This is a genomic window from Pseudomonas sp. (genome assembly GCF_033723075.1).
GTDB lineage: Bacteria > Pseudomonadota > Gammaproteobacteria > Pseudomonadales > Pseudomonadaceae > Aquipseudomonas.
Genome location: NZ_JAWVXU010000004.1, coordinates 133,274 through 155,099, shown reverse-complemented (window position 1 = coordinate 155,099; position 21,826 = coordinate 133,274). Strand labels below are relative to the sequence as shown.

Annotated in this window: 18 protein-coding genes; 9 read left to right on the top strand and 9 right to left on the bottom strand. The window is 63.9% G+C overall.

Annotated features, from left to right (window positions below; translation table 11 throughout):
- Positions 1-12: 12 nt before the first annotated feature.
- Together lysA and R3355_RS06665 are read left to right on the top strand one after the other, a co-directional pair.
- Positions 13-1,464, top strand: coding sequence for a diaminopimelate decarboxylase (lysA, locus tag R3355_RS06670; RefSeq protein ID WP_318960574.1), 1,452 nt, complete (start codon positions 13-15; stop codon positions 1,462-1,464).
- Between the two features lie 165 nt (positions 1,465-1,629).
- Positions 1,630-2,583, top strand: coding sequence for a LysR family transcriptional regulator (locus tag R3355_RS06665; RefSeq protein WP_318960573.1), 954 nt, complete (start codon positions 1,630-1,632; stop codon positions 2,581-2,583).
- Between the two features lie 87 nt (positions 2,584-2,670).
- Here the strand turns inward: R3355_RS06665 and rhlB are convergent, their stop codons facing one another.
- The 4 genes from rhlB to R3355_RS06645 form a co-directional block, all read right to left on the bottom strand.
- On the bottom strand, positions 2,671-4,134 hold the full coding sequence (rhlB, locus tag R3355_RS06660; protein WP_318960572.1) for an ATP-dependent RNA helicase RhlB: 1,464 nt from the start codon (positions 4,132-4,134) through the stop codon (positions 2,671-2,673).
- Between the two features lie 213 nt (positions 4,135-4,347).
- Complete coding sequence (locus tag R3355_RS06655) at positions 4,348-5,283, bottom strand: GGDEF domain-containing protein (protein ID WP_318960571.1); 936 nt, start codon at positions 5,281-5,283, stop codon at positions 4,348-4,350.
- A 520-nt stretch (positions 5,284-5,803) separates the two neighbouring features.
- The gene (locus R3355_RS06650; RefSeq protein ID WP_318960570.1) at positions 5,804-7,705 is read right to left on the bottom strand and encodes an acyl-CoA synthetase; all 1,902 of its coding nucleotides are present in this window, start codon (positions 7,703-7,705) and stop codon (positions 5,804-5,806) included.
- Positions 7,702-8,388 (bottom strand): alpha/beta hydrolase, encoded by a 687-nt coding sequence (locus tag R3355_RS06645; protein ID WP_318960569.1) that lies wholly within the window; start codon positions 8,386-8,388, stop codon positions 7,702-7,704. The genes R3355_RS06650 and R3355_RS06645 overlap by 4 nt, the downstream gene beginning before the upstream one ends.
- 482 nt (positions 8,389-8,870) lie before the next feature.
- Between R3355_RS06645 and R3355_RS06640 the strand changes: the two genes are divergently transcribed.
- The 4 genes from R3355_RS06640 (at position 8,871) to R3355_RS06625 (ending at position 13,065) form a co-directional block, all read left to right on the top strand.
- Positions 8,871-9,899, top strand: coding sequence for an amino acid ABC transporter substrate-binding protein (locus R3355_RS06640; protein ID WP_318960568.1), 1,029 nt, complete (start codon positions 8,871-8,873; stop codon positions 9,897-9,899).
- A 100-nt stretch (positions 9,900-9,999) separates the two neighbouring features.
- Positions 10,000-11,184: an amino acid ABC transporter permease gene (locus tag R3355_RS06635; protein ID WP_318960567.1), complete on the top strand. Its 1,185-nt coding sequence runs from the start codon at positions 10,000-10,002 to the stop codon at positions 11,182-11,184.
- Between the two features lie 10 nt (positions 11,185-11,194).
- Positions 11,195-12,292, top strand: a complete 1,098-nt coding sequence (locus R3355_RS06630) for an amino acid ABC transporter permease (protein ID WP_318960566.1) — start codon at positions 11,195-11,197, stop codon at positions 12,290-12,292.
- Positions 12,293-12,303: 11 nt separating this feature from the next.
- Positions 12,304-13,065, top strand: coding sequence for an amino acid ABC transporter ATP-binding protein (locus R3355_RS06625; protein WP_305255832.1), 762 nt, complete (start codon positions 12,304-12,306; stop codon positions 13,063-13,065).
- 78 nt (positions 13,066-13,143) lie between these two features.
- On the opposite strand, the gene R3355_RS06620 is transcribed toward R3355_RS06625, so the two are convergent.
- Both R3355_RS06620 and R3355_RS06615 read right to left on the bottom strand, forming a co-directional pair.
- The gene (locus tag R3355_RS06620; protein WP_318960565.1) at positions 13,144-14,193 is read right to left on the bottom strand and encodes an alkene reductase; all 1,050 of its coding nucleotides are present in this window, start codon (positions 14,191-14,193) and stop codon (positions 13,144-13,146) included.
- Between the two features lie 62 nt (positions 14,194-14,255).
- Positions 14,256-14,558, bottom strand: a complete 303-nt coding sequence (locus R3355_RS06615) for a metalloregulator ArsR/SmtB family transcription factor (protein ID WP_318949064.1) — start codon at positions 14,556-14,558, stop codon at positions 14,256-14,258.
- Positions 14,559-14,687: 129 nt separating this feature from the next.
- Here R3355_RS06615 and R3355_RS06610 point away from each other — a divergent pair, with 129 nt between their 5' ends.
- Entirely contained in the window at positions 14,688-15,260 is a 573-nt protein-coding gene (locus tag R3355_RS06610; RefSeq protein ID WP_318960564.1) for an ACP phosphodiesterase, read from the top strand.
- 96 nt (positions 15,261-15,356) lie between these two features.
- Here the strand turns inward: R3355_RS06610 and R3355_RS06605 are convergent, their stop codons facing one another.
- Positions 15,357-18,074, bottom strand: a complete 2,718-nt coding sequence (locus tag R3355_RS06605; RefSeq protein WP_318960563.1) for an HAD-IC family P-type ATPase — start codon at positions 18,072-18,074, stop codon at positions 15,357-15,359.
- Between the two features lie 132 nt (positions 18,075-18,206).
- On the opposite strand from R3355_RS06605, the gene R3355_RS06600 reads away from it, so the two are divergent.
- Positions 18,207-19,055, top strand: coding sequence for a universal stress protein (locus R3355_RS06600; protein WP_318960562.1), 849 nt, complete (start codon positions 18,207-18,209; stop codon positions 19,053-19,055).
- A 21-nt stretch (positions 19,056-19,076) separates the two neighbouring features.
- Here the strand turns inward: R3355_RS06600 and R3355_RS06595 are convergent, their stop codons facing one another.
- Complete coding sequence (locus R3355_RS06595; protein ID WP_318949060.1) at positions 19,077-19,847, bottom strand: lysophospholipid acyltransferase family protein; 771 nt, start codon at positions 19,845-19,847, stop codon at positions 19,077-19,079.
- A 73-nt stretch (positions 19,848-19,920) separates the two neighbouring features.
- Complete coding sequence (olsB, locus tag R3355_RS06590) at positions 19,921-20,679, bottom strand: L-ornithine N(alpha)-acyltransferase (protein WP_318960561.1); 759 nt, start codon at positions 20,677-20,679, stop codon at positions 19,921-19,923.
- Between the two features lie 153 nt (positions 20,680-20,832).
- Here olsB and R3355_RS06585 point away from each other — a divergent pair, with 153 nt between their 5' ends.
- The gene (locus R3355_RS06585) at positions 20,833-21,723 is read left to right on the top strand and encodes an acyl-CoA dehydrogenase (RefSeq protein ID WP_318960560.1); all 891 of its coding nucleotides are present in this window, start codon (positions 20,833-20,835) and stop codon (positions 21,721-21,723) included.
- Positions 21,724-21,826: the final 103 nt, after the last annotated feature.

Sequence of the window (21,826 nt, the reverse complement as noted above, 5' to 3'; positions counted from 1 at the left end):
TGAGCAATACCCATGAGCCAAGTCGTCTCCCTGCACCCCTGGAAAAGACAGCAGCACCTTAATAGTGCCCACAATCGGCTGCTGATCGACGGGATCAACGCCATCGAACTGGTCGAGCGTTATGGCTCGCCGCTGTTCGTCTATTCGGAAAGCAAGCTGCGCGATAATGCCCGGGATATTCTGGACAACTTCCGCCGGGTACACGCCAAGACCCGGGTCTGCTTTGCCAGCAAGGCCTGCGCCAACCTGGCGGTGCTCAAGGTGTTCAAGGACTGCGGTCTGGATCTGGAGGTCAACTCCGGCGGCGAGTTCTACAAGGCGCAGATCGCCGGCTTCGCCCCGGCGCAGATGGTGTTCAACGGCGTGGCCAAGCAGGTGGGCGAGCTGCGCGAGGTGATTGCCGCCGGGATCAAGGCGATCAACGTCGATTCGCTGTCGGAGCTTTCGCGCATTCTCGCACTGGCAGGGGAGCTGAACCAGCAGGCCCGGGTCAGTCTGCGCATCATCCCGGAGATCCAGGGCGGTGCCGCCGCCGGCTGGCAAACCGGCACCTCGACCTCCAAGTTCGGCATGACCGCCGCCGAGCAGAATGATGCCATCGAGCTGATCCTGGCCCATCCCGCCGCGCTCAAGCTGGTGGGGGTGCATGCTCATATCGGCACCCAGATCACCGATATTGCGGTGTACCAGGCCGAGGCCCAGTTTCTGATCGACTATGTGCGTCAGGTCAGCGAGCGCCTGCCTTACCCACTGGAGCATGTGAACCTGGGCGGCGGCTTCCCCAAGAACTACAGCAGCGCCGAGGAGAATTTCGACTCGGTGGCCCCGCACTACTGCGCCAACTACCGCACCGAGATCGACTTCGCCCAGCTCGCCGAGCACCTGATCAAACCCATGGCCCTGGCTTTGGGTGAGCAGATCGAGCTGATCGTCGAGCCGGGGCGCAGCATGGTCAGCGATACCGCCATCCTGTTGACCCGTATCGAGGCCCACAAGCAGCGCCAGGGTCGCCCGGTGTTCTATCTGGACGCCGGCTACAGTGTGCTGTTCGACCTGTATAACGGCTGGTACTTCCATATGCTCAATGCCTCCCGCGCCGATGATCGGGACACCCACCACTGCCGCATGGCCGGGCCGCTGTGCGACAGCAGCGACACCTACTACGACATAGAAGGCGAGGGCGCGGTGGCGGACCTGATAGTCGAGGAGCCGGCGTTGGCTCAGTATCGCGCCGTGCTGGAGCAGGTGCTGGTGCACCAGCCCAACCTGCGCGAGCTGCCGGCGGCCACCGCCATGGGCGATGTAGTTGCCCTGCTGGACGTGGGGGCCTACGCCCTGGAGATGATGAGCCAGTATTGCGGTCGGCAATCCGCTGCTGTGGTGCTGGTGGACCTGCAGCAGGGCAGCCGGCTGATCCGTCGCCGTGGCGAGTACCGCGATCTGCTGGCCCATGATCTGGATTGAGCGGCAGCTAGGGTTCGCCGTGCGCACCAGCCGGTTGCGGATTGCCGGTGCGCACGGCGCACCCTACGCAGCCCTATGGCCTTATAGCCTTGCGCTAGGGGCCGCGGGCGGTGCACTGTTGCCCGACTGGCCGATATGACGGCCTGCCTGGGAGAACCACCGATCATGCTGTCGCCCCGCGAGCGCTTGCTGCGCAACCTGGACTGGAACCTGCTGTACACCTTTCTGGTGATAGTCGAGGAAAGCAGCATCACCGGCGCGGCGCGCAAGCTGTCGCTTAGCCAGCCCAGCGTCAGCAATGCCTTGAAGCGCCTGGAAGAACACCTGGGCATGCGCCTGATCCAGCGCAAGAAGGGCATGTTCTCCCTCACCGAGCAGGGCCTGCGGGTCTACGAGTACATTTCCTCGGCCGGCAGCATCATCGACAAGATGGCCGAGCAGTACGCCGGCGAGGCCGGCGCGGTGCTCGGCGAGCTGCATATCCAGGTCGCCAGCCATGTCAGCTGCCAACCCTTCGACGACAGCCTGACGCAGTTCCACCGCCTCTATCCCAATGTGCTGATCAGCCTCAGCTCCCAGCCCAGCGCCGACATCGTCGACGCGGTGGCCCGGGGTAGCCTGCATATCGGCATCAGCAACAAGAAGACCGCCCAGACCGGCCTGCACTTCGACCTGATTGGCTACGAGCAGATGGCTTTCTACTGCGGCCCGCGCCACCCGCTATTCGGCCGCGACAACCTGACCGCGGCGGACCTGCGCGGCCTGGCCTACGTCTCCTTCGAGAGCGACCAGCCCGGCGAGGGCCTTAGCGCGGTCAGCTCGGTGCGTACCGAGCAGCAGTTCTGGGGCCGCCTGGTGGCGGTGTCGCCCAACGAGGAGGAAGTGCGCCGACTGATCCTCGCCGGCCTCGGCTTCGGTGCCCTGACGGTGGAGGGGGCCAAGCCCTTCGTGGCGCAGAAGCTGCTGTTCCAGCTGCCGCCCTACGACGAATTGCCGGTCAACGAGGTGTACCTGGTCACCCCGGAAAACCAGCTGCTGAGCGATGTGGAACAGCTGTTTATCGGCCTGCTGCGCGAGGCGACGGTAGCGGCGGTGAGGGCGCGGTATTTCAGGCAGTAGGGTGCGCGGTGTGTTCAGCCGGGAGAGATGGGGGCAATGAAAAAGGCGAAGCCCTTGAGCTTCGCCTTTGGTTTGTCTACCGCGAGGTTAGTGTTTGCGCGGCACCGGCGTGAGCAACACTTCTGGCGGCATTTCGCAATTGATCTTGCGCCCCAGAAGTTGCTCGATGGGTGGCAGGGCGTAGGCATCGTTTTCGCTGGCGAAGCTGATCGAGGTGCCACTGGCGCCCGCGCGACCGGTACGACCGATGCGGTGCACGTAGTCGTCCGGTACTTCCGGCAGGGTGTAGTTGATCACGTGGCTGATGGCGTCGACGTGAATCCCGCGGCCGGCCACATCGGTGGCGACCATCACGCGGATCTTGCCTTCGCGGAAGCCTTCCAGGGTCTTGATCCGCTTGTGCTGGGGCACGTCGCCGGACATCTGGGCGGCGCTGATGCCGTCGCGGGTCAGGCGCTCTTCGATGCGTCGCACTTCGTCCTTGCGGTTGGCAAACACCATCACCCGGATCCAGTCATTCTGTGCAATAAGGTTGTACAGCAGCTTGTACTTGTCGCTGGAGGCGACCATGTAGACATGCTGCTCGACGGTGTCGCTGGCCACGTTCTCCGACTCGATCTCGACGATGGCCGGCTCGGTCGTCCACTGCTTGGCCAGGTTCATCACGTCTTCGGTGAAGGTGGCGGAGAACAGCAGGGTCTGGCGCTCGTTCTTCGGTGGGGTCTGGCGGATGATCTGCCGCACCTGGGGGATAAAGCCCATGTCGAGCATGCGATCGGCTTCATCGAGCACCATCACCTCGACCATGTCCAAGTGCACTTCGCCGCGCTGGTTGAAGTCGAGCAAGCGGCCCGGAGTGGCCACCAGGATGTCGCAATAGCGCGACTCGAGCAGCTTGAGCTGTTTGTCGAAGTCCATGCCGCCGACGAAGCTCATCACGTTGAGCCCGGTGTATTTGGTCAGGTCCGCGGCGTCCTTGGCAATCTGCACCACCAGCTCGCGGGTCGGCGCGATGATCAGCGCGCGCGGCTCACCCATGTAGCGCTCTTTCGGCGGCGGGGTCTGCAGCAACTGGGTGATGATCGAGATCAGGAAGGCGGCGGTCTTGCCGGTGCCGGTCTGGGCGCGGCCGATGGCGTCCTGGCCCTTGAGGGTGAAGCCCAGCACCTGCGCCTGGATCGGTGTGCAGTAGGGGAAGCCCAGGTCGTGGATCGCATGCATCAGCTCGGGGGAGAGCTTGAAGTCATGGAAGCGGGTCTTGCCTTCGGCTGGTTCGACCGCGAAGTCTTCCAGCTTCCAGGTGTCCACCGGCTTGGCTGTGCGCTGGCGCCGGGGCTTGTCGGCCTTGGCTGCGGGTTTTTCTTGGCTGACTGCCGCCGCAGCGGCTGTGCTACCGCTAGGGCTGACCGGGTTATGCGTCTTGGCCGTGCGGCTGCGTTGCTCGTGTGTGCTGTCGCCGCTACGGGGCGTGGTTGGCGAAGCAGACGTGCTGGTTGGGCTGGGCTGCTCGCCCTCGGCTTTGCCGAACATTTTCTTGAGTGCTTTGAGCACGGTCATCTCGTCAATTGGTTAAGGAGTGAACGGCTGCCAGTGTAAAGCAAGAAGCCGGCGCGGCGAAGTACCATGGCTGGCGCTCGTTATCGGCTATGTTGCCGTGCCGGATAGATGGGCCGAGGCCCTGCGCACGGGGGCGCTGGCTGGCTGAAGTGCGGGCTGCGGCTGGCCGGGCAAGCAAAGTTTGCCCGGCAGGGTTATCGGCGGGCGCTAACAGAGGCAGTTGCGCCCCTGCTGCTTGGCTTTGTAGAGCGCGCTATCGGCCCGGGCAATAAGGTTCTGCAGGCTGTCTTTCGGGGCCATTTGTGCCAGGCCTATGGACACAGTGACACCGGGCAACATACCGACTGGCGAATAGAAGGACGTGACGTTAGCGAGGCTCTGGCGCAGCCGTTCGCCGATGCTACGGGCTTCCGCGTCGGTAATTTCCGGCAGGAGAATGACAAACTCTTCGCCACCGAAGCGTATCAGGCTGTCCTTGGGGCGCAGCTGATTGCGCAGCGTGTGGGCTACCAGGCACAGGGCATAGTCGCCAGCCAGGTGACCATGCTGGTCGTTGAACGCCTTGAAGTGATCGACATCCAGCATCAGCAGGCTCAATGGCTGTTCGTTGAAGGCGCAGCGGGTACTTTCGCGTGCGTAGACATGTTCGAGCCAGCGGCGGTTGAACGCGCCGGTCAGGGTGTCGATATTGGCGTTCTGCTCACTGTTGAGAATCAGCAGGTTGCCCTGGCGCAGGCGGGTGCAGAGCAGTTCCAGCAGGTTGTGCATCAGCTGTGGCGATTGCTGGAACAGCTTGGTCAGTGACTCGCGGTGCAGGCGCAACACACTGCTCGGCTCGGTCGCCACCACATAGGCAGAAGGATGGTGGTTGTCGATAAAGCTGATTTCCCCGGCGCAGTCGCCGGCTTGCAGGGTGCTTATCGGCGGGTTGTCCAGCGAGCCGAGGTAGACCTTGAGCTGGCCTTCGAGCAGAAGGTAGAGGTGCTGGTTGCGGTTGAACGGCGAGAGGAGGATTTCGCCAGGCCCCAGGTCGCAGGCGCGGAACTCCCGGAGCACTCGGTTGACGCTGACAGTTGCGACATTCTTGAACAGTTTCAGCTGTCGGACTTGCTGCAGATCGGCCTGCTGCCGTGAGGTTTTCATGGCGCGGGGCGGCTGCGCAACAGCCTGGAAAACATGGCGGACATCACGAACACTCCCTGTCGTATGGACGAATACCAACGCGCAGAATATGCCTGTGGCGTGGGGCTGACAATCCTCGTAAAAAGTGTGGCTGACCCACGCCGAATAGTTGCGGGGTGAGTCACAGTTGGGCGCATCCCAGCGTCCCGCAGGTCTCAGCAGTTGGCAGGCACGTGCCTGGTCAGGTGGCAAGCTCCGCGATTGTGGCGGTGCGCTCAGGTGCAGTAAGCGCCTGTATACCTGTATAGAAAGCGCGAGCCGGGGCGATCCTCCTGTCATGCCGTGGGCGCTTGTGAAAAAACGCTCGCCTGCGGCGGCCAGTCTCTGCGAACGCCTCTGCGAACGCCTCCAAACACCCGCTGCAGCGTTGCGCCAGGTGACCGCCTGGAGGCAGCCTTGCGATGGCGCTCGATATTTGCACAACCTCTGGGCGTAATCCGGGAGACTCGCCCCGGATTACGCTGGCGCTCAGCCAGGCTGGTCAGTCGCTGCCGTGCAACTGGATGGGTACCGCGAACCCTGCCAGGCACTTGCTCACGGCCTGCTCCAGCTGGCTTTCGCGGCGCGGCAGATGGATGTGGGCGAGCTGGCCGAGGCGCTCGTCGCTGAGCACCTCGACACGGATGGCGCTATCCAGTTCGGCCACTGCCGCTTGATAGACCCGCCGAATGGCATCTAGGCGCAGGGTGGGTTTGAAAGTCTTGCCCACCGCCGTGACTGGGATGGCGTCGATGATCCAGGCGTCCTTGGGCACGGCGGCACGTTCGGAGATGTGCGCGGCGGCATGGCCCAGCAGATCCGCTTCGCTGGCCTGGCTGCCCGGCTTGAGCTGGACGTAGACCACCGGCAGTTCGCCGGCCTTCTCGTCGGGCTTGCCGACTGCAGCGGCCAGGGCCACGGCGGGGTGGCTGTGCAGGGCTTCCTCGATCATCTGCGGGTCGATGTTGTGCCCGCCGCGGATGATCAGGTCCTTGCTGCGCCCGGTCAGCCAGATGTAGCCGTCGGCGTCGATGCGCCCCAGGTCGCCGCTGTTGAACCAGTCGCCGTCGACCCAGATGCCGGCATTCTTGCCGGCTTGCAGGTAGCCCTTGAACACAGTGGCGCCGCGGATGCACAGGTTGCCGATTTCATCTTGTGCGGCATCGCGCAGGTAGCGGCCCTGTTCGTCGAGCAGCTTGATGCTGACTTCGCAGTAGGGCATGCGCAGTCCGATCGAGCCGGGACGGCGCTCGCCGGCGGGCGGATTGGCGCAGGTGCCGCAGGTGCCTTCGGTGAGGCCGTAGCCTTCGATCAGGGTCAGCCCGGTCTTGGCCTCGAACTGACGGATCAGCTCCACCGGCATCGGCGCGGCGCCGCACAGGGCGTACTTCAGCGAGCTCAGGTCGTAGCCTTCGCTGGGCACCTGCAGCAGGCCGGCATAGATGGTCGGCACGCCGCTGAAGAAGCTGACCTTGTGGCGCTCGATGATGCGCCAGAAATTCTCGATCAGTGCGCTGTTGCGATAGCCCTGTGGGGTGGCCAGGAGGACTTCGGCGCCGCCGCCGAAAGCCGTCAGGCCGGTAACGATGACGCCGTTGACGTGGAACAGCGGCAGGCCGCAGAGGGTCACGTCGCCTGGCGCGAAACGGGTCACCAGATTCATGCTGTAGGCCATCGCCACTTCGTTGCCGTGGCTGTGCGGGGCCAGCTTGGGGGTGCCGGTGGTGCCGCCGGTGTGGAAGTAACTGGCGATATCGTCCGGGCGGAATTGGCGGCCGCTTTCCAGCTGGTCGGCCGGGCAGGCGGCGATCAGCTCGTCGAAGTCCAGCACACCTTCCGGTAGCGGCCCGCGTTGCGTCTTGAGCGCGCTGCGCTGCGGTTCGGGCAGCAGGTTGGCCATGTCCACGCAGATCACCGCCTTGAGGCCTGGGAGCTGGCCGCGCAGCGACTCGACCTTGGCCCACAGGTCGGTGCCGGGGAAGGGCGCCAGGGTCACCAGCAACTCGGAGTCGGAGGCCTGGATCAGCTCGGCAATATGCTCGGGTTCCAGCAGCGGATTGATCGCGTTGACGATACCGGCCGCTTCGCCGCCCCAGATGCTGAAGTGGGTCTGCGGCAGGTTGGGCAGCAGGAACGACACGGCCTTGCCCGGGCGCAGGCCAAGACGGTGAAAGGCGTTGGCGGTCTGGGTGATCTTGTCCAGCAGTTCCTGGTAGTTGAGCCGATAGACGGGGTTGTCGCCGCTACCCTGGAGGATAAAGGACAGCGCCGGTGCCTGCGGCTGCGCCGCGGCCGTGCGGCGGATCAGCTCGTAGGTGCTGACCGGCAGGTTGCGTTCGGCCAGTGGCGTGGCTTCGATCAGCTCGATATCGGCTAAACCGCGAATGATGGGCTGGTTGGTCATGTGTTGTTCTCGGCTCGTGGCATTGGCGTGCTCAGCCGCTGCGCCAGCCAATCGGCGATGTCGCGGATCTCTTCCGGCAGCACCTCATGGGCCATCGGATAATCGCGCCACTGCACGGCGACGCCGCAGGCGGTCAGTTGGTCGTGGGCCGTGCGGCCCATGGCGGGCTGCACAACATCGTCGAATCTGCCATGCAAGCAGAGTACCGACAGTTGTTTTTTTGTATCCGCCAGTTGCATTTCGTCACTGAAGGTTGGCGCGTAGGTGGACAGCGCGATGACTCCGCCGAGCGGCCCCTGCCAGCGCAGGAAGGCGGTGTGCAGCACCACGGCGCCGCCCTGGGAGAACCCGGCGAGAAATATCCGGGCAGGGTCGATGCCACTGTCGCGCTGCGCTTCGATCAGGCTGATCAGCTGCTGGGCCGATGCCTCCAGTTGTTCGCGGTTGATCGCTCGTGCCGGACTCATGGCCAGGATGTCGTACCAGCTGGGCATGGCCCAGCCACCATTGATGGTCACCGCCTGGGTCGGCGCCTGGGGCAGGACGAAGCGGGTGCTGTGCAGCCGCTCCTGTAGCGCTTCGGCCACGGGGAGAAAGTCATAGCGGTCGGCCCCCAGGCCGTGCAACCAAATGACGCAGGCGTCGGCAGCGAGTGTGGGCTGAAGGATCAACGGGTCGCTCATGGGTAGCTCCGGTGTGGTGCAGGTGTGCATCTTTAGGGCACCTGAAATTTCAGTGAGAGGCTAATCTGTGAAGAAGATGTCGCAAGGTTACAAGTTTTGCGCTTGACCTGTCCGTATGGTGGCAAAGGCGAAGCTTTGGTACGGGCTTTGCTATAACCAACCGGGACTGAAGCTGTAGCCCGGGACGGTAACACTGCTACCAAACCGGGTATGGAACAGACGGGAAGCCATTTGTTGGGGGTTTCCACAAGACTCGGCAAACGCTGCATGTTTGCCGATAAGCGAATCGCTATCCGTCTCTAGCTCATTCGACCAATGGGCGAGCGAGCGTTTTAATGGCCGATGAAACAAACGGCTACTAGACTCTCGCTGAGGTCTGATCCCCGGTTGATCGCGTTGCTGCCGACACGATCGACGTGCCCCATAAGGGTACGGAGGTGAGGCCGAGACTCCAAACACAACAAAAGCAACTGGAGGTTTTAATGAAGATGGTGAAATCCACCCTGGCTATTCTGACTACCGCAACCGTTCTAGGTATCAGCGGCTTCGTGCATGCTGGCGCGACCCTGGACGCGGTACAGAAGAAAGGTTTCGTTCAGTGCGGTATCAGCGATGGTCTGCCTGGCTTCTCCTACGCCGATGAAAAAGGCAATTATTTCGGCCTCGACGTCGATGTATGCCGCGCAGTGGCCGCTGCCCTGTTTGGCGATGCGACCAAGGTCAAGTACAGCCCGTTGACTGCCAAGGAGCGCTTCACCGCGCTGCAATCCGGCGAAGTCGACATCCTTTCGCGCAACACCACCTGGACCAGTTCGCGCGACTCCGGCCTGGGTCTGAACTTCGCCGGCGTGAACTACTACGACGGTCAGGGCTTCCTGGTTAACAAGAAACTCGGCGTTTCCAGCGCCAAGGAACTCGACGGCGCCACCGTGTGCATCCAGGCCGGCACCACCACCGAGCTGAACCTTTCCGACTACTTCCGCGCCAATGGCATGAAGTACACCCCGATTACCTATGACACCTCCGACGAGAGCGCCAAGTCGGTCGAAGCCGGCCGTTGCGACGTGCTGACTTCCGACCAGTCGCAGCTCTACGCTCAGCGTATCAAGCTGGCCGCGCCTGAGGAGTATGTGGTACTGCCGGAGGTGATCTCGAAAGAGCCATTGGGTCCGGTCGTGCGTCAGGGCGATGACGAGTGGTTCAACATCGTGCGCTGGTCGCTGTTCGCCATGGTCAACGCCGAAGAACTGGGTCTCACCTCGGCCAACGTCGAAGATATGGCCAAAACCACCAAGAACCCGGATGTCGCACGACTGCTGGGTGCCGAAGGTGAGTTCGGCAAGGATCTGAAATTGCCGAAAGACTGGGCCGTGCAGATCGTCAAGCAAGTAGGCAACTATGGCGAAAGCTTCGACCGTAACGTCGGTGCCGGTAGCGAGCTGAAGATCGAGCGCGGCCTCAACGCCCTGTGGAACAAGGGTGGTCTGCAATACGCACCGCCAGTGCGCTGACCGTCTTTGCCGGCGCCCCGTTCCGGGCGCCGGCATGTTCTAGATGACGTGAACCCGCCATGCCCGCCAATGCGGGCATGGCGGTTCCAAGAGGGCTCCTATGCAAACTCCTGCAAATGTCTCGCGCCCAAGTGGATCGGTCTGGACCGACCCCAAGGTGCGCGCATGGCTATTCCAGATCATTGCCGTTATTGCCATTGTGGCAATCGGCTGGTTTCTGTTCGACAACACCCAGACCAACCTAGAGAAGCGCGGGATCACCTCCGGATTCTCCTTTCTCAACAACAGTGCCGGGTTCGGCATTGCGCAAAGCCTGATCGATTACAACGAAAGCCACACCTATGGGCGGGTCTTCTTCGTCGGTTTGCTCAACACCCTGCTGGTGTCGGTGATCGGCATCGTCCTGGCGACCATTCTGGGGTTCATCCTCGGTGTGGCGCGGCTGTCGCCCAACTGGCTGATCGGCAAGGTCGCTACCGTCTACATCGAGACTTTCCGTAATATCCCGCCGCTGCTGCAGATCTTCTTCTGGTACTTCGCAGTCATGCTCTCGCTACCCGGCCCGCGCGCCAGCCTGGAGATAGGTCAGACCTTCTTTCTCAACAGCCGCGGCTTGTATATGCCGGCGCCAAGCCCCTCGGACAGCTTTGTCAGCTTTTTCGGCGCTGTTGTGGTGGCGATCATCGGCATCGTCTTGTTGACACGCTGGTCGAGGGCGCGGTTCGAGGCCACCGGCAGGTACTTTCCGGTATCCCTGGGGGCAATACCGCTGTTGCTGGTGCTGCCTGGCCTGGCCGTGCTGCTGACCGGCAATCCGCTGCAGTGGAGCACGCCCGAGCTGAGCGGTTTCAACTTCCGTGGCGGCTGGGTACTGATTCCCGAGTTGATGGCCTTGACCCTGGCCTTGTCCATCTATACGGCGGCCTTCATCGCCGAGAACGTGCGCTCCGGGATCATGGCGGTCAGTCATGGACAGACCGAGGCGGCCCGTTCGCTGGGCCTGCCGGCCGGCAAGACCCTGCGCCTGGTGATCATTCCCCAGGCCATGCGGGTGATCATTCCACCGCTGACCAGTCAGTACCTCAACCTGGCGAAGAACTCCTCGCTGGCGGCCGGTATCGGTTATCCGGATATGGTCTCGCTGTTCGCCGGTACGGTGCTCAACCAGACGGGGCAAGCCATCGAGGTGATTGCCATCACCATGAGTGTGTACCTGGCCATCAGCATCAGCATCTCCATGTTGATGAATTGGTACAACAAGCGCATGGCGCTGATCGAACGCTAGAGGACAAGCCATGAGCACTCATACTTTCAAACCCGATCTACCGCCACCGCTGCTGAGCGTCGGCGTACTCGGTTGGCTGCGCGCCAACCTGTTCTCCAGCTGGTTCAACAGCCTGCTGACCCTGTTCGCCGCCTACCTGATCTGGTTGATCGTACCGCCGTTGATCCAGTGGGCCTTGATCGATGCCGACTGGGTGGGTACGACCCGTGCCGACTGCACCTCGGGCGGGGCTTGCTGGGTCTTTATTCAGCAGCGTTTCGGCCAGTTCATGTACGGTTTCTACCCGACCGAGCTGCGTTGGCGCGTCGACCTGACCCTGTGGTTGGCGATCATCGGTGCCGCACCGTTGTTCATCTCGGCCATGCCGCGCAAGGCCATGTATGGCCTCGGTTTTCTGGTGGTCTATCCACTGCTGGCCTACTGGCTGCTGAATGGCGGCTTCTTCGGTCTGCGCGAAGTGGCCACCAGCCAATGGGGCGGTTTGATGCTGACCCTGGTGATCGCTGCCGTGGGGATCGCCGGCGCCTTGCCGCTGGGCATCGTGCTGGCGCTCGGACGACGCTCGGACATGCCGGCGATCCGGGTGATCTGCGTGACCTTCATCGAGTTCTGGCGCGGCGTGCCCTTGATCACGGTGCTGTTCATGTCGTCGGTGATGCTGCCGTTGTTCCTGCCCGAAGGCATGAGCTTCGACAAGCTGATGCGCGCATTGATCGGCGTGATCCTGTTCCAGTCGGCCTATATCGCCGAGGTGGTGCGCGGTGGCCTGCAGGCCATTCCCAAGGGCCAGTACGAAGCCGCTGCGGCCATGGGCCTGGGCTACTGGCGGATGATGGGCCTGGTGATTCTGCCGCAAGCCATGAAGCTGGTGATCCCCGGTATCGTCAACACCTTTATCGCTCTGTTCAAGGACACCAGTCTGGTGATCATCATCGGCCTGTTCGACCTGCTCAACAGCATCAAGCAAGCCACCACCGATCCGGCTTGGCTGGGCATGGCCACTGAAGGCTATGTATTTGCCGCCCTGGTTTTCTGGATTTTCTGTTTCGGCATGTCCCGCTATTCCATGCATTTGGAACGTAAGCTGAACACTGGCCACAAGCGTTAGGAGTTATTTCAATGTCTGTAGCAAACAAACAAACCAGCGCTGAGCCGATGATCCTGATGGAGGGCGTGCACAAGTGGTACGGCGAGTTCCACGTGCTCAAGGACATCAACCTGAACGTCAAGCAGGGCGAGCGTATCGTCCTCTGCGGTCCGTCCGGTTCCGGCAAGTCCACCGCCATCCGCTGCATCAACCGTCTGGAAGAACACCAGCAGGGGCGCATCGTGGTCGATGGCACCGAATTGACCCATGACCTCAAGCACATCGAAGCGGTACGCCGCGAAGTGGGCATGGTGTTCCAGCACTTCAACCTGTTTCCGCACCTGACCGTGCTGCAGAACTGCACCCTGGCGCCGATGTGGGTACGCAAGATGCCCAAGCGTCAGGCCGAAGAAGTCGCCATGCACTTCCTCGAGCGCGTGCGCATCCCCGAGCAGGCCCTCAAGTACCCGGGGCAGTTGTCCGGCGGCCAGCAACAGCGCGTGGCGATTGCCCGGGCGCTGTGCATGAAGCCGAAGATCATGTTGTTCGACGAACCGACCTCTGCGCTCGATCCGGAGATGGTCAAGGAAGTGCTGGACACCATGATCGGGCTGGCCGAAGACGGCATGACCATGCTCTGTGTGACCCACGAGATGGGCTTTGCCCGCACCGTGGCAAACCGGGTGATCTTCCTCGACAAGGGCGAGATCGTCGAACAGGCCGATCCCGAAACCTTCTTCAACACCCCACAGAACGAGCGCACCAAGCTGTTCCTCAGCCAGATCCTGCACTGATAAATCACTGTCATGAAAAAGGAGCCTTCGGGCTCCTTTTTTCATTTCATTGCCTCAGGTATGCGGTGCTCTGCAGCGTTACAGCCGTGGGTAGTCGATATAGCCGACCGGGCCTGCGCCGTAGAAGGTTTGCGGCTGCGGCTCATTCAGAGGGGCGTCCTCGGCGAGGCGGGCGGGCAGGTCCGGGTTGGCGATAAAGGGGATGCCGAAGGCCACGGCATCGGCCTTGCCGCTTGCCAGCCAGGCGTTGGCCTGCGCCTTGGTGAAGCGCTCGTTGGCGATGAATACGCCGCCGAAGGCTTGCTTGAGGCCCGGTGCCAGGCTGTCATCGGCTTCCTTCTCGCGGGCACAGATAAAGGCGATGCCGCGTTTGCCCAGTTCGCGGGCAATGTAGGTGAAGGTCTCGGCGCGGTTGCTGTCGCCCATGTCGTGGCTGTCTGCGCGCGGCGCCAGGTGCATGCCGACCCGGCCGGCACCCCATACCGAAATCACCGCATCGGTGACTTCCAGCATTAGCCTTGCGCGGTTTTCCAGGGAGCCGCCGTAGCGGTCGCTGCGCTGGTTGGTGCTGTCCTGAAGGAACTGGTCGAGCAGGTAGCCGTTGGCGCCGTGGATCTCCACACCGTCGAAACCGGCGGCCTTGGCATTTTCCGCACCCTGGCGATAGGCCTCGACGATATCGGCGATTTCCTCGGTTTCCAGGGCGCGCGGGGTGACATATTCAGTGATCGGGCGCACCAGGCTGACATGCCCGGCCGGCGCGATGGCGCTGGGCGCAACCGGCGCGGCGCCGTTCAGATAACTGGGGTGGGATATCCGCCCGACGTGCCACAGTTGCAGGACGATCTTGCCGCCATTGGCATGCACCGCCTTGGTGATATTGCTCCAGCCGCGCACCTGGGCGTCGGACCAGATGCCAGGAGTGTCAGGGTAGCCGACGCCCATGGGCGTGACCGCGGTGGCCTCGCTGATGATCAGTCCGGCGGAGGCACGTTGCACGTAGTACTCGGCCATCAGCGCGTTGGGTACACGACCCTTGTCGGCGCGGGTGCGGGTCAGCGGCGCCATGATGATGCGGTTGTTCAGTTCCAGGTCACCGATCTTGATCGGGTCGAAAAGTGTCGGCATGGGGTGATTCTCCATCGGCTGGCCTGCCCTGAGCGTGCGTTCAGGCGCAGGGGTAGGGTTGGTTAAAGTTCGTGACTGATGTGGCGCAGAAAGTCCCGGATGGCGTCCTCGTTGCGTTTGAAGAAGTGCCACTGGCCGACCTTCTTGCTGGTCACCAGACCGGCCCGTTGCAGGGTCGCCAGGTGGGCCGAGACCGTCGATTGCGACAGCCCGGTACGCTGGTCGATCTTGCCGGCACATACGCCGATCTCCAGCGGGTGATCCTGGTCGGCGAAATAGGCCTCGGGGGTTTTCAGCCAGTGCAGGATGTCGCGGCGCACCGGGTGGGCCAGGGCTTTGATCACTTCATCGATATCGATGGGCATTGGTGTCGTTTCCAGGGTTGCTGTCGCGCCATATCGCGATGGGGTGAACTGTATATCGGTCCCAGGCGATACACAGATCGTTTGCGCCGATAGTGCTCATTGCCCGCGCTGATGTGTAAGCTCTGGCCTATGAACTACCTCGCTCATCTGCACCTCGGTGGCGACGCGCCGGCACAACTGCTCGGCAGCCTGTATGGCGATTTCGTCAAAGGCCGGCTGGCCGGGCAGTGGCCGGCGGATATCGAGGCGGCGATCATCCTGCATCGGCGCATCGATGCCTTTACCGACAGCCATGCGCTGCTGGCCCAGGCCCGTGCGCGCTTCCCCGCCGAGCGGCGGCGCTATGCCGGGATCCTCCTGGACCTGTTCTTCGACCACTGCCTGGCGCGCAATTGGTCGGACTACGCCGCCGAGCCGCTGACGCAGTTCACCGGGCGGGTGTATCGGGTCTTGGCCGATGAGCCGGTTCTGCCCGGGCGTCTGGCCCTGATTGCGCCGCGCATGGCGGCCCAGGACTGGCTGGGCAGCTACCGCGATTTCGCCGTGCTGGAGCAGGTGATTGCCGGCATGGGCCGACGCCTGTCACGGCCCGGCGTGCTGGACGGCAGCCTGGGCGAACTGGAGCGCCTGTATCTGCCGCTGAGCGAGGACTTCCACCAGTTCTACCCCGAGTTGATGGCCTTCGCCCGCGGCGAGCTGTAGCTCGCATGCAATCCGGGGCACAGCTGGTGCGCACGGCCTAGGCGGCCCCGCGCACCCTACGCCCGGGCGCCACGTCGGGTAGGGTGTGCCGCGTGTTCAGCCCACTGCATGAGGATGCAGGTGAAAGCGGCGGATCACTGCCTTCTCCAGTTCGGCGACGCTGAACAGCAGCAAACCGGCCAGCACCACGCGCAGCCATTCGGCGCCGCCCAGTGCGGTGGAGCCGAATACCTGCTGCATGGGCGGTGCGTAGGTGAACAACAGTTGCAGCGCCAGGCATACGGCGATGGCCAGCAGCACCTTGGGGTTGCCGAGCAAGCCTTCGCGACTGAGTACCGAGGCGAAGATATGCCGGCTGTTCACCAGGTAGAACATCTCGCACATCACCACGGTGTTGACGGCCATGGTGCGCGCGCTCTCCAGGCTGTTGCCGTGCCGCATTTCCCAGAGAAACAGGCCGAGGGCGCCGCCCATCATCAGCAGCGAGACCATCAGCACGCGCCAGACGAAGAAGCCGGTGAGCAGCGGCTCGGCCGGCGGGCGTGGCGGACGAATCATCAGGCCTTGCTCGGACGGTTCGAAAGCCAGGGCCAGGGCCAGGGTGATGGAGGTGACCATGTTGATCCACAGCACCTGGGCCGGGGTCAGCGGCAGATTCAGCTGGAACAGGATGGCGGCGATCACGATCAGGGCTTCGCCGCCGTTGGTGGGCAGGACGAACAGGATGAATTTCTTCAGGTTGTCGTAGATCGCCCGGCCTTCGCGCACGGCCCCGGCGATGGTGGCGAAGTTGTCGTCGGTGAGGACCATTTCCGCCGCTTCCTTGGCCGCCTCGGTGCCCTTGTGGCCCATCGCCACGCCGACATCCGCGCGCTTCAGTGCCGGCGCATCGTTGACCCCGTCCCCGGTCATCGCCACCACTTCGCCGTTGGCCTGCATGGCCTGCACCAGGCGCAGTTTGTGTTCCGGGCTGGCGCGGGCGAACACCTCGATGCCGGGTAGCAACTCGCGCAGGCTACGTTCGTCGAGCAGTTCGATTTCGGCACCGGTCAGGGCCGGCCGGCCAACCCCGATGCCCAGTTGCGCGCCGATGGCGCGGGCGGTTTCGACATGATCGCCGGTGATCATCTTCACCGCGATGCCGGCGCTGCGGCATTCGGCCACCGCGGCGATGGCCTCTGCGCGTGGCGGGTCGATGATGCCGAACAGGGCGAGCAGGGTGAAACCCTGTTCCACATCGGCAAAACTCAGGCTGCGTTGCTCGGCATCGGCCGGGCGGCTGGCAATGGCCAGCAGGCGCAAGCCGTGGGCGGCCAGGTCAGTGGCCTGGCGCCGCCAGTAGTCCGCATCGAGCGGCTGGTCGCCGTCGGCCGCGCGTTGCTGGCTGCACATCTCCAGCAGTCGCTCGGGGGCGCCCTTGAGGTAGATCAGCCCATGACCGCTATGGTCATGGTGCAGGGTGGCCATGAAGCGGTGTTCCGACTCGAAGGGAATGGCGTCGCTGCGCGGCAGCTCGGCCTGCGTCTCCAGTGCGGCGAGGCCGGTTTTCAGGGCCAGGGTGGCGAGTGCGCCTTCGGTCGGGTCGCCGTGCAGCAGCCAGTTGCCGGCGGCGTCCTCCTCCAGCCGGGCATCGTTGCACAACAGCGCCGCGCGGCCGATCTCGAGCAGGGCCCGATCGATCGCCAGGGGCGCGCCGGCGAGATGAAAGCCTCCGGCGGGGGCGTAACCGACTCCGCTGACGTCGATGACGCGATCGGCGCTGACCAGCCGTTGCACGGTCATCTCGTTGCGGGTCAGGGTGCCGGTCTTGTCCGTGCAGATCACGGTGACCGAGCCGAGGGTTTCCACCGCCGGCAGGCGCCGCACAATGGCGTTTTGCCGGGCCATGCGCTGCACGCCGAGGGCCAGAATCACCGTCATGATCGCCGGCAATCCCTCGGGGATCGCCGCGACGGTCAGCGCCACCACCATCATGAACATCTGCGCCGGATCCTGCTCGCGCCACAGGGTGCCGAGGGCGAAGGTGACGATCGCCAGGACCAGCAGGGCCACGCTCAGCCAGCGGCTGAAGCCGTCGATCTGCCGCAGCAGCGGCGTGGAAATCGACTGCACCTGCTGCAGCATGCTGCCGATACGTCCCAGTTCGGTGGCCGGGCCTGTGGCCACCACCAGGCCGAGGGCCTGGCCGCTGCTGACCAGGGTGCCGGAGTAGGCCATGCAGCGACGGTCGCCGAGCACGGCGTCGGCGGCCGAGCGTGCGATGGACTTCTCCACTGGCACCGACTCGCCGGTCAGCGCCGCTTCCTCGACGACGAAATTCTTCACCCTGAGCAGGCGCAGGTCGGCGGGCACCTTGTCCCCGGAAACCAGGGCGACGATATCGCCGGGCACCAGCTGTTCGGCGGGGACTTCCCGGCGTTCGCCGTCGCGCAGGACCATGGCATGCAGCGACAGCATGTCGCGAATGGCATCCAGGGCGTGCTCGGCCTTGCCCTCCTGAATGAAGCCGATCAGCGCATTGATCAGCACCACGACGACAATCACCCCTGTATCCACCCAGTGTCCGAGCAGGGCGGTGACCGCCGCCGCGGCGATCATCATGTACAGCAGCAGGTTGTGAAATTGCAGCAGCAGGCGCAACAGCGGGCCGCGGCGCCTGGGCGGTGGCAGACGATTGGCCCCATAGCGTTGCAGGCGGCTGGCGATCTCGCCCTCGGCGAGGCCCGTCGAGTTGCTGTGCAGCTTGTCGAGCGCCTGTTGTGTATCGAGGGCGTGCCAGTCTGTTGCGGCGTGAACGGGTTGTTGGGTCTCCATTCAGCCATCTCCATAATTGCACTGTTGGCACAGTAGCCCTATTCGCGGGGCCTGCGCTGATCTGCATCAAAACCCCCGGGCATGTTTTGCGGTCGAATGTTCAGACACGCACAGCCTGACACGGTGAACGAGATGATCAAGCTACTGGTGGCGACTGACCTTTCCCCGCGTTCGGCGCATGCCGTGGAGCGTGCAGCCCGGTTGATCGAAAAGCAGGGTGGCGGTGACTGGACCCTGGTTCATGTGGTCGATGACGATGCGCCGAAGGACTTCGTCGCCGAGCATGTGCAACGGGTCAAGCGCTTGCTCGACGAGCAGGCGCAGCAACTGGCCGCACAGACCGGCAGCCTGCCGCGGGTGGTGGTGAACAGCGGCGAGGTCGAACCGATCATCTTCGAGGCCTGCCTGGGTATGGGCGCCGACCTGCTGGTGGTCGGCTGCCACCGCAAGACGCCGTTGCGCGACTTCTTTCAGGGCACCAGTGTGGAGCGCCTGATCCGTGGCAGTCATCTGCCGGTACTGCGCGTCGCGCAACCGGTCGCTGCCGATTACCGACATGCCTTGGCGGCGCTGGACCTGTCGCCCGGCGCCGTGCAGGCCATGATCAGTGCAGAGCGGCTGGGCCTGCTCGATCTGCAGCAGTGCACGGTGCTGCATGCCCTGGAGCCCTTTCCCATGGGCATGCTGACGGAGGCGGCGATCGATCATCGCTTGCTCGAGACCCAGGCCGAGGAGGCTTTGCTGACGCTACTTGGCAACCTGCACGATGCCGGTATGACCCTGCCCGATGGCTGCGTGCGAGTGCGCGAAGGCGAACCCCGGCAGGTGGTTGCCCAGGAGTTGCAGGAGGTACAAGCCGACCTGCTGGTGATCGCCACGCATGGGCGCAAGGGGCTGCCGCGGTTGCTGCTCGGCAGTGTCGCCGCGGCGCTGCTGGCCGAGTTGCCGTGTGACATTCTCTGCGTGCCGCCACAGGGCTGAGAGGCCGTGAAAAAACGCTGATCACGCGGCCCTGGCTTGGGTCCCGCTGTCCACGTCCAGGGCGCTGGCCACGGCGGCGTGGGCGCGGCGTGCCAGCTGGTTGCGATTCAGCGTGGTGCTGGCGATCGGCTGGAGCAGGCGGATCTGCACGTCGATAGGGTCACTGGCGAGCAGGCGCAACAGGTGCGAGAGCATGTCGTCGTCACCGATAAAGGGCGTGATCATGCAGGGCTGACCGTCGCGCAGGTAGCGGATGGCGACCGGTTGCAGCGCCACCCCGGTATCGATGGCACTGCTCAGCAGGCGACCGTGGAAGGTGCGCAGGACCTGGCCGTCGGTGGTGGTGCCCTCCGGGAAGATCAGCAGCGGCCGGCCCTGTCCCAGATGGTGGCCGAGTTGCTGGTTGAGCAGGCTGCTGTCGCCCGCGCCGCGGCGGATAAACAGGGTGCCGGCCTGGTGCGCCAGCCAGCCGGCCAGCGGCCAGGAACGCACCTCGGCCTTGGACAGGAACGACAGCGGAGCGAGCATGCCGAGCAGCGGAATATCGGTCCAGGAGATGTGGTTGCTGACCCACAACATCGGCTCCTGTGGCAGTTCGCCGTGCACGCTCAGGCGGAACGGCAGGGCATTGCTCATGCGCGCAAAGAACCAGCGGCTCATGCGCTGACGCAGGTTCATCAGGTCACGTCGCAGCAAACGCTCCAGCAGATTCACCACCCCGGCCAGCAGGGTAACCAGGCCGATGATGGCGAGCAGGCGCAGCATTCGCAGGTACAGGCGCAGCTTCTTCATCGGGTACTCCAAACAGACGACATGGCCCGGCACTGTCTACACAGCGCCGGGCGATCCTGCAAGTCATGTTGGTTCAGACCGCCGCCTTGAAGTGGCGGGCGTAGCGCGGGCAGAGTTCGTCGCGCTTGAGCAGGATGAACACATCGGCCACCTGAAAGTCCGGATCCCAGCAGGGCTCGCCGCAGATTTTCGCGCCCAGGCGCATGTAAGCCTTGAGCAGCGGTGGCAACTCGGCGATGACGTTGCTCGGCACCTCCAGGGTCGGCAGCGGAGTCTTCGGCTCGGCCCTCAGATGTTCGGTGCACAGGTAGCGTTCGCGCAGGCGCTGCATGATCGCCTGGGCCTGGATGCCGCCGTCCTGCATGGAGATGCTGGCGCAGCCCATCAGGTAGCGGTAATCGCCCTGGTTGAGGACCTCGGCCAGTTCGCCCCAGAGCACGGCGATGGTGGCGCCGTTGCGGTAGGCGCTGTCGACGCAGGTGCGGCCGATTTCCAGCACCGGACCTTCGAGATGTGGCAGGCCGTGCAGGCTGAACTCCTCTTCGCTGTAGAACCGTCCGAGGCTGGCGGCGGCCTGATGATCGAGCAGGCGGGTGGTGGCCACCAGCAGGCCGCTATTCAGGTCACGCACGCCGATGTGCTGGCAGTGAATGTCGTAGTCATCCATGTCCAGGCCCAACTCGGCACCCTTGAGCTTGGCATCGAATTCGGCGCTGAACACGCGAAAGCGCAGGGCCTGGGCTTCACGCAGGGCGGCGGGGCCGACGAGTCGCTCGGCTTGCAGGCGACGTGCTGGGGTGGTGCGGTCGCGGGTGATTGCCATCTGGGTCATGCCGTCATCTCCGTTGGCCGGCTTTTTTGCCTTGCAGCCGGTCGATCTTGTTGGGCAATCTCAGGCTAGGCAGCAGCGGTGTCACCCCTGTGACGTTTGGGTGATGCTTGTGTGACAGCCGCTTGCGACTCCATCTTGGTCGAGGAACTGCATATGCCCTGGAAAATCCTGTTGCACACCCATCAACGCCTGCCTGCCGCCGGCAACCTGGAGGCGTGGTATGTCGCACTGCTGGCGCGGCTGGGCACGCCGTCGCCATTCGAACTGGCCTTGCTCGGTGGGCGTTTGGCGGCTACCCCGGGGCTGGCCTTCCTCGCCGGTTATCAAGGCGCGCTGCGGGTGCTCTGGCCTTGCGCGCCCTGGTCGCTGGGAGCGCTCTGTGTCACCGAGAACAAAAGCGTGCGCCCGGCAGATATGCAGACCCGCCTGAGCGACTTGCTGCTGCACGGGCGCAAGGATTTCGTCACGGCAGGCGACGCCGCCGACTGGCTGCTGGTCGCGGCCCGCGAAGAGCAGCCGGCGCAACCGGTGCGGTTGGCCCTGGGCGTGGTGCGCAATGGCAATTCCGGGGTGCGCGTCGAGGTGCTGCCGAGCTTGCCCCTGATGCCCGATGTCGGCCACGCCCGCCTGCATCTGGATGGCGCCCATTGCGAGCGTCTGGCCGGCGATGGCTGGGATGACTACGTGAAGCCGTTTCGCAGCATCGAGGATCTCCTCGTCCTCACCGCCGTGGGCGCCTGGCTGTATGGCGTGGGGCGAGACTCGAGCTGGCCGCAGGCATTGCAGTTGCGCCTGCTCGGCCTGCTCGCCGGTTGCGCCGAGGTGGCCCGGCAAGGCCCGACGCAAGCCGCTACGCACCTGCTGCTGGCCGGGCTGTTCGCCCAGTTCGCCGCACTCGAGGCCGAGTTGCACGCGGCCTTTGCCGCAGGGCCAGCGGACTGGGCCGCCTTGTGGCAACGCGACCGCGGCCTGCTGTCGATTGCCACCTCCGCACGCGGCAAACGCCTGGCCAAAGCCCAGGCCGCCCTGGGTCTGCAGCCGTAGCAGAGCCCGCCGCGTCTACGACGCCGCGCTGTCGCGCAGCAAACTGGAGGCTCAAGGATCAAGACGGTATCAACGGTTACTGGCTCCTACAGTCGCCCCTACG